This window comes from Cryobacterium zongtaii (assembly GCF_002909375.1).
Lineage (GTDB): Bacteria > Actinomycetota > Actinomycetes > Actinomycetales > Microbacteriaceae > Cryobacterium > Cryobacterium zongtaii.
The window spans coordinates 211,874-223,472 of the sequence record NZ_PPXD01000026.1 but is presented as its reverse complement, the minus strand read 5'-3'; the positions used below and the strand labels follow the sequence as shown (position 1 = coordinate 223,472).

General features: G+C 68.2%; 12 protein-coding genes and 1 tRNA gene. 10 read left to right on the top strand and 3 right to left on the bottom strand.

Annotation, left to right across the window (positions count from 1 at the left end; translation table 11 throughout):
* Positions 1–40: 40 nt before the first annotated feature.
* The 6 genes from C3B61_RS16440 to C3B61_RS16415 all read left to right on the top strand — a co-directional run bounded on the left by C3B61_RS16440 (position 41) and on the right by C3B61_RS16415 (position 6,350).
* Positions 41–1,144, top strand: a complete 1,104-nt coding sequence (locus C3B61_RS16440; protein WP_103461598.1) for a substrate-binding domain-containing protein — start codon at positions 41–43, stop codon at positions 1,142–1,144.
* 34 nt (positions 1,145–1,178) lie between these two features.
* Positions 1,179–2,249 (top strand): hypothetical protein, encoded by a 1,071-nt coding sequence (locus tag C3B61_RS16435; protein ID WP_103479415.1) that lies wholly within the window; start codon positions 1,179–1,181, stop codon positions 2,247–2,249.
* 118 nt (positions 2,250–2,367) lie between these two features.
* Positions 2,368–3,441: a WxL protein peptidoglycan domain-containing protein gene (locus C3B61_RS16430; RefSeq protein ID WP_103461596.1), complete on the top strand. Its 1,074-nt coding sequence runs from the start codon at positions 2,368–2,370 to the stop codon at positions 3,439–3,441.
* 159 nt (positions 3,442–3,600) lie between these two features.
* Positions 3,601–4,347 carry a hypothetical protein gene (locus tag C3B61_RS16425; protein WP_133160343.1) on the top strand — a complete coding sequence of 249 codons (747 nt, stop codon included), beginning with the start codon at positions 3,601–3,603 and terminating at the stop codon, positions 4,345–4,347.
* A 140-nt stretch (positions 4,348–4,487) separates the two neighbouring features.
* Positions 4,488–5,363: a sortase gene (locus C3B61_RS16420; RefSeq protein WP_103461594.1), complete on the top strand. Its 876-nt coding sequence runs from the start codon at positions 4,488–4,490 to the stop codon at positions 5,361–5,363.
* Positions 5,364–5,381: 18 nt separating this feature from the next.
* Entirely contained in the window at positions 5,382–6,350 is a 969-nt protein-coding gene (locus tag C3B61_RS16415; RefSeq protein WP_244285971.1) for a phosphate ABC transporter ATP-binding protein, read from the top strand.
* A 12-nt stretch (positions 6,351–6,362) separates the two neighbouring features.
* Here the strand turns inward: C3B61_RS16415 and C3B61_RS16410 are convergent, their stop codons facing one another.
* On the bottom strand, positions 6,363–6,854 hold the full coding sequence (locus C3B61_RS16410) for a MarR family winged helix-turn-helix transcriptional regulator (protein ID WP_103461593.1): 492 nt from the start codon (positions 6,852–6,854) through the stop codon (positions 6,363–6,365).
* Positions 6,855–6,958: 104 nt separating this feature from the next.
* Here C3B61_RS16410 and C3B61_RS16405 point away from each other — a divergent pair.
* From C3B61_RS16405 to C3B61_RS19950, 3 genes are all read left to right on the top strand, one after another.
* Positions 6,959–7,030 (top strand) — tRNA-Gln (locus C3B61_RS16405).
* Positions 7,031–7,033: 3 nt separating this feature from the next.
* Positions 7,034–8,491 (top strand): bifunctional UDP-N-acetylglucosamine diphosphorylase/glucosamine-1-phosphate N-acetyltransferase GlmU, encoded by a 1,458-nt coding sequence (glmU, locus tag C3B61_RS19955; protein ID WP_208858843.1) that lies wholly within the window; start codon positions 7,034–7,036, stop codon positions 8,489–8,491.
* The gene (locus tag C3B61_RS19950) at positions 8,492–9,469 is read left to right on the top strand and encodes a ribose-phosphate diphosphokinase (RefSeq protein WP_134479672.1); all 978 of its coding nucleotides are present in this window, start codon (positions 8,492–8,494) and stop codon (positions 9,467–9,469) included.
* A gap of 61 nt (positions 9,470–9,530) precedes the next feature.
* Here the strand turns inward: C3B61_RS19950 and C3B61_RS16395 are convergent, their stop codons facing one another.
* Together C3B61_RS16395 and C3B61_RS16390 are read right to left on the bottom strand one after the other, a co-directional pair.
* Complete coding sequence (locus tag C3B61_RS16395) at positions 9,531–9,830, bottom strand: DUF1905 domain-containing protein (RefSeq protein WP_103461592.1); 300 nt, start codon at positions 9,828–9,830, stop codon at positions 9,531–9,533.
* Between the two features lie 18 nt (positions 9,831–9,848).
* Positions 9,849–10,214 carry a hypothetical protein gene (locus C3B61_RS16390; RefSeq protein WP_103461591.1) on the bottom strand — a complete coding sequence of 122 codons (366 nt, stop codon included), beginning with the start codon at positions 10,212–10,214 and terminating at the stop codon, positions 9,849–9,851.
* An 89-nt stretch (positions 10,215–10,303) separates the two neighbouring features.
* On the opposite strand from C3B61_RS16390, the gene C3B61_RS16385 reads away from it, so the two are divergent.
* Complete coding sequence (locus C3B61_RS16385) at positions 10,304–11,587, top strand: APC family permease (protein ID WP_103461590.1); 1,284 nt, start codon at positions 10,304–10,306, stop codon at positions 11,585–11,587.
* The last annotated feature ends 12 nt before the right edge of the window (positions 11,588–11,599 follow it).

Here is an 11,599-nt window from a genome sequence, read left to right as displayed (position 1 = left end):
CCGGATTCCGTTCCTTGCACCACACCCGAAAGGCATCACAGTGATTTCGAAGAAGGCTATTGCGTTCTGCGCGACTGTCGGCGTCACCCTCTCTGGCATTGCCCTCGCTGCTCCGGCTCACGCCGATCCCGTCTCGAACAGCTACTCCATCGTGGGCTCTGACACCCTCGAAGATGTCGTCAGCGCCCTCGCCAACGGCACGAGCATCACGAGCTCCGCCATCCGTTCCACGGTCAACGGTGCTTCCATCGGGTCGTTCGACGCGACCGGATCCCCCTACATCACCACCAAGTCCAGCGGCGTGCGCTTTGGCCGTCCCAACGGCTCGGGCGACGGCGTCAAGGCGCTCAGCCGTTCCATCGACGGCGCAGCGTACACTTCCGGTACCGCAGGCAGCCCGGTCAACGTCGTCATCACAGGCCAGGTCGACATCGCGCGTTCGTCCAGCGCAGGCACCGCCAACGCCAACGGCGAACTCATGTACGTTCCGTTCGGCCGTGACGCCATCGCCTACGCCTACAACGGCACGGCGACGGACATCTCCTCACTCTCCGGCTCGGAGATGAAGAGCCTCTACGAGTGCTCGGTCACCACCGTGAATGGGGTCACGGTCACCCCGATTATTCCCCAGAACGGTTCGGGCACCCGCAAGGACTGGCTCGGAAAGATCGGCTCCTCTGAGACCGCAATGCGCACGGTCGCTGAAGGCGGCTGCGTCGTTGAGGGCCAGGAGCACGACGCCACGACCCTCACGACCAACTCGGTCATGCCCATGGCCGTGTCCCGCTGGATCGCAATGAACACCGGTGCCAGCTACGACAAGCGTGGTACCGGCACCCTCGGCTCGATGGTCGCCGGCACCTCCCCGGTCACCGGCACCGGAACCGCGATGGTTCCCAACGCCACCTATTACTCGGACACCACCTGGGGCCGCGACACCTACCTCGTGGTCGAATACGCCCGCGTCAACTCGGCCTCCGCCAAGTACGACGTCAACCTCGCCAAGCTCCTTGACGCCGCGCAGGGTAACAGCCTGACGAACTCGCAGACGCTGATCACGAAGGCCGGCGCGGTCAAGAAGAAGTTCGGCTTCCTTGCGCCCACGACCGGCGTCGTCGCGTACCGCGTCGCCAAGACCGCCTAGCCCACCCGTACCTTCAACTCGAAAAGGATATGAAGTGAAACTCAACAGTAAATTACGCATCGCTGCCGTAGGCGTGGTGTCCCTGGCCCTGATGGCCGGTGCCACGAGCGCGTCCGCCGCAGTCCAACCGCAGAAGAACGGCTCCGATGGCGGGCTGTACATCTACGACACCAACGGTGAGTTCGTGACCGACGGCTCCACGGTCTTCGGCTGGGAGACAGACGCCTACGGCGCCTCAGACGAGCTCGGCTACACGAACCCGACGTATTGCCCGGCAGAGTCCACCGAGGGCTGGACGTTCATGTCTGCTCCCGGCGACGAGCGCACCGCCGCCGCCTGGCAGGCATTCAGGGTCAACGGATTCAACCCCGGCACCGTCGAGATCGTCGCTGCCACCCTGAACCCGATTCAGTTGATCCTGGGCCTGCCCGGCCAGTCCGGCATCAAGGCTGCAGGCGGAACCTACAGCCTCGGGGTGGCCTGCACGATCAACAACGGTGTGACCGTCGTTGGCGCCTTCTACCGCACGGTCACCGTGACCGCCGGTACCGGCGACTACGTCTTCAGTCCCATCGAGGCCGCGGGTGTGCCCGAGGTCCCGGCCGAGGAATCCGAGACGGTTCAGAACATCGCGCTGGCCCCGACCATCCTCGCCCCGGAAAACGGTGTACTCAGCCTCGAGGTTCCGACGGGCGCCGCGGCGACCTTCGCCACTCCGACGCTGGTGAACAACGTCTCCACCACCACCGGCACCCTGGGTGCCGTCACGGTGAACGACGGTCGTTTCCTCACCAAGGAAGGCTGGGACCTGACGGCGAACGTTGTTGACTTCACCAACAGCGCCGACCCGACCAGCACCATCGGCAAGTCCCAGCTGGGCATCGCACCGTCCGTCACGGCGGCCGGAACCGTGGCGACGGGCGTCACCGCTGCCGCACCCCAGGTTGCCGGTTCCGCCACCTACCCGGCGGCGTTCGCCTCGGGTGCCGCGGCCAACACCACGGGCCTGAGCGTACTGAACGCCGACCTGACCTTCGTCGCCCCGCAGGCGAAGGCTGCCGGCACCTACAACTCGACGCTGACCCTCACGGTCGTCTCGAAGTAGCAGTCGCCCAAACCGGGGAAGGGGCGGCGTTCAGCGTCGTCCCTTCCCTCCCGCCCCGACCCACCCTTGCGTGATTCCCGCCGCGTCTCGGTACTACCCGCCCCTCACCACCTGAGAAATGAGATCGCCGATCGTGATCATCCGTCGCACCACCTCCCGCCGCTCCGCCCTCGCTATTACAGGTGTGCTCGTCACCCTGGGCATGACCCTGGGCCTGGGTGCCGCTGGCGCCTGGGCGGATGATTCGGACGGTATCGCCGCCGCGCCCGCAGCCAACGGCAGTGTTGACCAGTCCCGGTCCCGGTTCAGCTACCAGGTGGAGCCCGGCCAGCAGATCTCGGACGAATACCTGGTGCGCAACTCCGGGACGACGGCGCAGTCCGTCACCGTATACGCCACCGATGCCTTCAACGCAGAAGACGGCAGCTATTCGCTGCTGGAAGGCGACGCGGAACCCGTCGACGCCGGCAACTGGGTGGCATTCGACGGCGGGGTTGACACCGTACAGGTTGACCTGGCGCCCGGTGCCTCCCAAATCATCCCTTTCACCGTCACCGTTCCCGCCGACGCCGTTCCCGGCGACCACGCGGGCGGCATCATCGTCTCCGCGCTCTCGCCGGCCGGCCAGGTATCGGTGGACCGCCGGGTGGCCATCCGGCTTTACGCGCGGGTGAAGGGAGAGCTGCAACCCGGCCTCACCATCAGCAGCATCGTCTCGTCCTACCGCGGCGAGCTCAATCCACTCGCCGGCGAAACCTCCCTCACCATCAGCCTGCAGAACACCGGCAACGTGTCCTTGGGCGCCAATACCGTCGCCCAGGTGCGCGGCATCTTCGGCATCCCCCTCTCCGGCCTGACGAAGATCAAGATCCCCGAGATGCTTCCCGGCAGCTCCCGCACCGTGACGCTCGTTGTACCCGGGGTGGGGCCTTGGGTGTACCTCAACCCGCAGGTCTCCCTCGCCGCCACGGTCGACCCGGATGCCCTGGAGGCGGGGGTCCTGCCCACCGCGGAGCGCAGCAGTGACATGTTCGTGGTGCCCTGGGCATTCGTGATCCTTCTTGTCCTCATCGGCTTCACCCTGCTTGTTGTGCGGCTCGGCCGGTCCAGGGACTCGGCGCGAGCCACGGCCTGGATCGCTTACACCGAGGCGGAAGCCCGGCGCCAAGCCCGCGACGAAGCGACCGCCTGAGCGCGGACGCTCCGCCCCACTGGATACCACTCCCCGTCCATTCATCCCGATAAAGTCCTCCCGAGGTCGGTCATCCGCGCGGGCAACGCCAGTTCTTTCCGGCGCGTTCGCCTGTCGTTTGCCTGTGCTTTGGCCCAGAGAAAACCGGAACAGACTAACTTGACTGTGCTCACCTCCCGCCCCACGCGGCGCCTCCTGATCGTCGTGTTCTGCGCACTGGTTCCCGCGCTCGGCTTGATGGGGCTCTCCGGGAGCGCCTCGGCGAACGAAGATCCGGACGGAGTGGGCCTCACTGTCAGCGTCCTCGGCTCCACGGCATCGCCCAGCCCGGCAGCGACCAACCGGGCGAGCAGCGCTTCCACCACACCGGTCATCCCGGCAACAACCCAGGTGACCACGGTGGGCGCTGCGGCCACGGCAGCCCTCGGAGCGGATCCCGTCGTGCTGGCCGGCGTCCTCGCCGTGAGCGGGCTCACCGCGACCGCACACCCGACCGCGGGTCCCGACGGCGGGGACATCGTGCTCACGTTCACGGTGAAAAACCTCACCGACAATCCGATCAGCTCGTCCCTCCGGTTCTGGGTGGACAACGCCGTCGGCCTAGAAATCCGTGCCGCGGATGACGCCTCGCTCACCGACCTGCCCGGTGGTGAAACCCGCACCGTCACCACGACCTTCACCGATGTGAGCCAGTGGAGCGTCTTCAACAGCCACGTGACCCTGACCCCGCCGGACAGTGTCGACGGCACCGCGCTGACTCCGGTCACCCGGGACGCACTGCTTCTGGTTCCGCCGTACTTCGTACTGCTGGTAGCCGCTCTGGTCGTCGGCCTGTCCGTTGCCGCTCGCTATGCGCTCCTCACCAAGAGGCTCTTTCCCGTCAGCGTCGCGGAAACCGCATCGTGACCCTGACCAGGCCGCCGCGCGGCTGGAAGCCAGGCCGGGCTCCTGAGCCGTCATACGAACAGCCTGACGCTCCAACGCCCGTCGGATCACAGCCGCCCAGGGGATGGCGCCCGCGCCAGCCGCCGAAACCGCCGCGCCGCATGCCGGCACCGCCGACCGTGCTTGTCCTCACCCCGGCCGACCTGCTGCTGCGCACCATCCTGGCGATCGTCGCCGCGTTGATCTTCGGCTTCCTCGCCAACCTCACGGTGTTGGGAAACCTGCAGCACCTCGTCTCCCAGCAGCAGCTCACCGACACGCTGCGGGTGGAACTGGCCCAGGGAACGGCGCCGGTGAGTGAGGGAACCGTTGACAAGGTGCTCCTGGCGGACGGCGCCCCGCTCGCGATCATCGACATCCCCTCGCTCGGTGTGCACGAGGTTATTGTCGAGGGCTCCGATTCCGGGACCACCCGCCTGGGTCCCGGGCACCGCCGCGACACTGTGCTGCCCGGCCAGGCCGGCATCAGCGTGGTCATGGGCCGGGCCGCCGCGTACGGCGGGCCGTTCGCGCGAATCCAGGAACTGGCGCCCGGCCAGGTGTTCACCGTGCTCACCGGCCAGGGCGAGCAGACTTTCGAAGTGATCGGGGTGCGCTACGCCGGAGATCCGGCACCGACCCCGCTGGCCGCGGGGGAGAGCCGTCTGATCCTCGAGACCGCGCGAGGGGCGGCCTTCGTGCCGGGCGGCGTGGCCAGGGTGGATGCCGTTCTGACGAGCGAGACACAGCCGGCGGGCATCCGCCAGACCAGCTATGTCACCCTGCCGGCATCGCACAAGGAACTGGCAACCGACACCACGACGGTGTGGGCGCTGGCCTTCGCTCTCCAATTCTTCCTCCTGATTGAACTGGCGATGATCTGGTCCTTCCGCCGCGTCGGCCTGCAGAAGGCCTGGACGGTTTTTATCCCGGTCGTGGCAGTCGGTGGGCTTTTCGTCGCCGACCAGGCTGTTCGGCTCCTCCCCAACCTGCTCTAGCGAACGAAACGAGTCCTCATGACCCAGTCCACCCAGGATGCCGAGCTGACGCAGGTGCTGCCGGCCGTGACGACGGCCCCTCGCCCCGCTCACCCGGCCGACCGGGCTCAGCCAGACCGTCGGGCGCGGCGGTCCCGCGGTTTCGCCTTTCCGGCCCGCATGGGCACACGAACCCCGACCGTCGGGCTGCCCATCGCGGTGGAGCCGCGACCGCTGGCCACCCTGGAGGGGCGCAACGTGTCGGCCTGGTTCGGCGAGCGGCAGGTGCTCGACAGGGTGAACCTGACCATGCCGGCGGGCGTCATCACCTCCCTGATCGGCCCATCCGGCTGCGGAAAGTCGACATTCCTGCGCATCCTGAACCGGATGCACGAGCTCGTGCCGGCAGCCAGCCTGGCCGGCGAGGTACTGCTCGACGGAGAGGACATTTACGATCCGGAACGCAAACTCGTCGACGCCCGCAAGCACATCGGCATGGTTTTCCAGAAGCCCAACCCGTTCCCGGCCATGTCGATCTACGACAACGTCATTGCCGGGCTCACCCTCACCGGCGTCCGTGCCTCGAACGACGAGAAGGACTATCTGGTCGAGAGCTGCTTGACCAAGGCCGGGCTGTGGACCGAGGTTCGGGACCGGTTGCGTGCCCCCGGCGGCGGGCTGTCCGGCGGGCAGCAGCAGCGCCTGTGTATTGCCAGGTCCCTCGCGGTGACGCCTCGGATCCTGCTGATGGACGAACCGTGCTCGGCCCTGGACCCCACGTCGACCCGGGTGATCGAGGAGACCATGCTCGAGCTGGCCCACGAGGTCACGATCGTCATCGTCACCCACAACATGCAGCAGGCCCAGCGGGTCTCCCAGAACTGCGCGTTCTTCCTCGCCGCCCAGGGCACCCCCGGCGGGATCGTCGAGCACGGGCCGACCGACCTGATGTTCGGCGACCCGATCGACAGCCGCACGGCGGACTACGTCAACGGCCGGTTCGGATAGCCGGCGCGACGCTCAGTCGAAGTCGAGGCTGAGCTTGCGCAGGAGGGCGGCGAGGCGCTCCTGGTCGGCTGAGGGCAGGCTGGCCAGAAGGGCGGCCTCGGCGTCTACCAGACGGGTGATCGCGGCATCCACCCGGGTCAATCCGCCGGCGGTCATGCTTACAAAGATGCCGCGGCCATCGTTGGGGTCGGTGCGGCGGGTGACCAGGCCCCGTTCGACCAGCCTGTCGATACGGTTGGTCATGGTTCCGCTGGACACCAGGGTCTGCTGCAGCAGCAGCTTCGGGCTCAGCTCGAACGGGGCGCCGGCCCGGCGGAGCGCCGACAGCACGTCGAATTCCCAGGAGTCCAGCTCCGACCGCGAGAACGCAGTGCGGCGGGCACGGTCCAGATGCTTGCTCAGCCGGGCGACGCGGGAGAACACCTGAAGGGGCGCGAAATCCAGGTCGGGGCGCTCCCGCAACCAGGCATCAACGATCCGGTCGACTTCGTCATGAGCAGGCATCCGTCCATTATCCGGTTTTCATCGACCCCGGAAACCGCGGATGACGCGGGGCGTCCGCGCATCTGGCAGACTTGACTCCGTTGCCCGGCCCCGAGCCGATGCAATCCGCCGTGGTGTAATGGCAGCACGACAGCCTTTGGAGCTGTTAGGTCTAGGTTCGAGTCCTGGCGGCGGAGCTCATGTGTGAGAGCACAGTTGAGAGGACCACAGTGACCGATTCCCGCCTCGCTATCATCGTGCTGGCCGCCGGCCAGGGCACCCGCATGAAGTCCAGCCTGCCCAAGCTCATGCATCCGCTCGCCGGACTGCCGATCATCAGCCATGTGCTGGCCACGGCCCGTGCCCTCGATGCCGCGCACGTGATCACGGTGCTCCGGCACGAGCGTGAGCGCCTGGCCGAGCTCGTCGCCCTCGACCTACCGGAGAGCCTGCTCGTCGACCAGGACGAGATCCCCGGAACCGGTCGCGCCGTGGAGCAGGCCGTCGCAGCGCTGCCCGCCGACTTCGACGGTGACGTGCTCGTGATCAGCGGTGACGTGCCGCTGCTGAACGCCGCGACCCTGGCGAACTTCATCGAGGCGCACCGCGAACGCGCGGAGGTGTCCGCCACCGTGCTGTCGGCGTTCCCGACCGACGTCACCGGCTACGGCCGCATCATCCGCAGCGACGACGGCGGCTTCGACCGGATCGTGGAACACAAGGACGCCAACGACGACGAACGCGTCGTCGACGAGATCAACGCCGGCGTGTACATCTTCGGCCTGTCCGAACTGCGCGACCAGCTGGCCAGACTCACCACCGACAACGTGCAGGGCGAGAAGTACCTCACCGACGTGATCGGTCTGCTGCGCGCCGCCGGGTCAGAGGTGCGCGCCGTGCCGGTGGCGGATGCCTGGCTCGTTGCAGGTATCAACGACAGGGCCCAGCTCAGCGACACCGCCGCCAAGCTCAACGCCGTCATCGTGCGGGGATGGCAGCTGGCCGGTGTGACCGTGCAGGACCCGGCCACCACCTGGATCGACCTCAAGGCCACGCTCGCGAACGACGTGACCCTGCTGCCGGGCACCCAGATCCTCGGTTCCACCACGGTGGCCACCGGAGCGATCGTCGGCCCGGACACCACCCTGCTCGACTGCGAGATCGGCGAAGGGGCCACGGTCAAGCGCACCGACGGCACTCTCGCGGTGATCGGCGCCGGCGCCACCGTCGGCCCGTTCGCCTACCTGCGGCCGGGCACCTGGCTCGGCGCCGACGGCAAGATCGGCACCTTCGTGGAGACCAAGAACGCCGTCATCGGCGAGGGCAGCAAAGTGCCGCACCTCAGCTACGTGGGCGACGCCACGGTCGGGGTGCACTCCAACATCGGTGCCGGCACGATCTTTGCGAACTACGACGGCGTGACCAAGAACCCGTCGGTGATCGGGTCCCATGTGCGCACCGGGTCGCACAACGTGTTCGTCGCGCCGATTAGAATCGGTGACGGAGCCTACACGGGCGCCGGAACTGTGGTCCGTAAGGACGTGCAGGCCGGGGCGCTCGCGATCAACGTGGCTCCGCAACGCAATATGGTCGGTTGGGTAGAGACCAACCGGCCGGGAACAGATGCGGCGACAGCCGCGTCACAGAGCGGAGACTAGGTGCCTGGAATCAAGAGCAGCGGCGAGAAGAAATTGGTGCTCATCTCGGGGCGAGCACACCCACAACTCGCGATCGACATCGCCGCAGAACTTGGTTCGGAGCTGATCCCCACCGACGCGCGTACCTTCGCCAACGGCGAGATCTACGCCAGGTTCGACGAGAGTGTGCGCGGTGCGGACGCGTTCGTCATCCAGTCGCACACCAACCCCATCAACGAGTGGTTGATGGAACAGCTGATCATGGTGGATGCGCTCAAGCGTGCGTCGGCCAAGCGGATCACCGTGGTCGCGCCGTTCTACCCGTACGCCCGTCAGGACAAGAAGGGTCGCGGCCGCGAGCCGATCTCAGCCCGCCTCGTCGCCGACCTGTTCAAGGTGGCCGGCGCCGACCGCATCATGTCGGTCGACCTGCACGCCGCCCAGATCCAGGGCTTCTTCGACGGCCCCGTCGACCACCTCTTCGCCATGCCGGTGCTGCTCGAGCACTTCCGGGCCAAGCTGGACCCGTCCACCCTCACGATCGTGTCGCCGGACATGGGCCGTGTGCGCGTCGCCGACATCTGGAGCGACAAGCTCGGCGCCCCGCTGGCCATCATCCACAAGCGCCGCGACCCCCTGGTGCCCAACCAGATCACCGTTCACGAGATCGTCGGAGAGGTCAAGGGTCGGGTCTGCCTGATCGTCGACGACCTGATCGACACCGGCCGCACCATCGTGCAGGCCGCGGAGGCGCTCATGGCCGCCGGCGCCATCGGTGTCGTCGTCGCCGCCACGCACGCCGTCTTCAGCCCGCCCGCGCTCGAGCTGCTGCAGAACGACGCCATCCAGGAAGTCGTCGTCACCGACACCCTGCCGATCCCCGAGGACAAGCGTTTCCCGACGCTGACCGTGCTGCCGATCGCGCCCCTGCTGGCGCGCGCCATCCACGAGGTCTTCGACGAGGGATCCGTCACATCGATGTTCGAGGGCGCCGCGTAAGGCTCGCACTCAGCACTTTCGCGGTTGGCCGGTCCCGTTTCGGGGCCGGCCTTTTCGCGTTTCAGAGCACGAGTTCGACGGTGACCGTCGCTGTGTCGCCCACGCCGATCTTCTCGGCCTCGCGGATGGCCTTCTTCACCGGCAGAACAAACCGGCCCGTGGCGCTCTCGGGGAAGATCGAGGTGGCCCACCTGGAGCCGTTGATAGCCACCCGCACTCGCTGTGAGCCGAAGCCGACCCGCAGTCCGTCGGTGAGCTCCCTAATCTCGTCGGACTGGTCGGCGGGCAGCGAGACGAACACCCACGCGTTCATGCTCTCGGCGTTCCACAGTGCCGTCGTGAAGGTGAAGGTGGGTCCCATCGGGCGCCTTTCGTCGGACTAGGTCGTGACGCCGGCGGCCGGCGGGCGGAACGGGCCCGGGATGATGCCCAGCGGCATGACGAAGGTCTGGCGTTCGTTCTGGTCGATTGCGTAACACTGCCAGCCGAAGCCGCCCGCCCCGACCAGCTCGAACCTGGCGTCGATGCCCTCGGAGAGCGGGTAGTAGCGCGTCACGGCCGCGGCGCAGGCCCTGGCGGCGGTGGCCGAGGCGATGCTCATGGTGGTGAGCACGCCGGGCACGAGCAGGGCCACGAGGCCGAGGATCACGGTGATGCGCATGAGCAGCACCATCCGCCGGCCGCGGAGGGGCCGGGAGGAGTCCGTCGGTTCGTAACCGGAGAGTTCGGGGTGAAAATCGCTCATGAGTGCCCTCCAGTAAATCAGATCGCGCCGGCTTGAGGGCGCCCGATCGCGGATGCCTGCGGTTCACCTTGCGGCCGTATCCTTGCCGCATGCACGCTACGGATCGGCGGGAGGGCCAGGGTGCCCTCCAGCGGCACCTCGGTACCGTCGGGGCGATGGTGCTGGGCCTGGCCGCGATGATCGGCGCCGGGGTGTTCTACGTGTGGGTGCCCGCGGCCGCCGCCGCCGGCTCCGGTCTGCTGATCGGGCTGGTTCTGGCGGGGCTGGTCGCCTCGCTCAATGCCCTGAGCTCGGCGCAGCTGTCGATGAGCCATCCGGTGTCCGGGGGAGTCTATGTGTTCGGGCGGGCGACCCTCGGCCCGTGGTGGGGGTTCTCCGCCGGCTGGTTGTTCCTGGCCGGCAAGACCGCTTCGGCCGCGGCCATCGCCTCGATCCTGGGCGGCTACCTGTGGCCGGAGCAGGCCCGGCCGGTGGCCGTGTTGGCGATCCTGGTGCTCGGAGCCGTCAACCTGGCGGGTGTGCGCAGCACCGCCAGGCTCAGCGCCGCGGTGGTGTTCCTGGTGCTCGGCGGGCTGCTCGTGCTGGTGGTCGTGGTGGCTGCCGGGCTTGCCGGCGGGTCGCTCACGGCCTCGTTCGACACCGGGTCGCTGCTGGCCGGCGGCGGGGCGGGCATCCTGCAGTCGGCCGGCCTGCTCTTCTTCGCGTTCGCCGGCTACGCCCGCATGGCCACGCTGGGGGAGGAGGTGCGGGACCCCCGCCGCACCCTGCCCCGCGCGATCGTGGCCGCCCTCGGCGTCACCCTGGTGGTCTACGCGGTGATCGGAGTGCTCTGCGTGCTCGTGCTCGGACCGGCGGGCCTGGCGGACTCAGTCTCGCCGCTGGCCGACCTCGTCGGCGGTGCGGAGCCGTGGACCGTCATCGTCCGGGTGCTGGCGGCCATCGCCTGCCTGGGCTCGTTGGCGGGCATCCTGGCCGGACTCAGCCGCACCGGGCTGGCGATGGCGAGGGAAGGCGACCTGCCGGGCGCACTCAGCCGCGTGTCGCCGACCCTGAACACCCCGGTGTCGGCGGAGGTGGCCATGGGCCTGGTCGCGGTGCTTGGCGTGCTGCTGCTGGATGCCGCCCGGCTGGTGGGCTTCTCGGCCTCCGCGGTGCTGGTCTACTACGCAATCGCGCATCTGGCCGCGCTGCGGCAGCCGGGCGAGCAGCGCTGGCTGCCGCGCTGGGTGCAGTACCTGGGCGTGGCCGGCTGCCTGCTCCTGGCCCTGACCCTGCCCTGGCCGGGGGTCGTCGCCGCGTTCGGCTGGCTGGCGCTGGGCCTCGTCGGCCGCGCCCTGCGCCTGTCCCGCTCCGCCCGCCGCCCCCGCCCCTGACCCGCCCCGCCC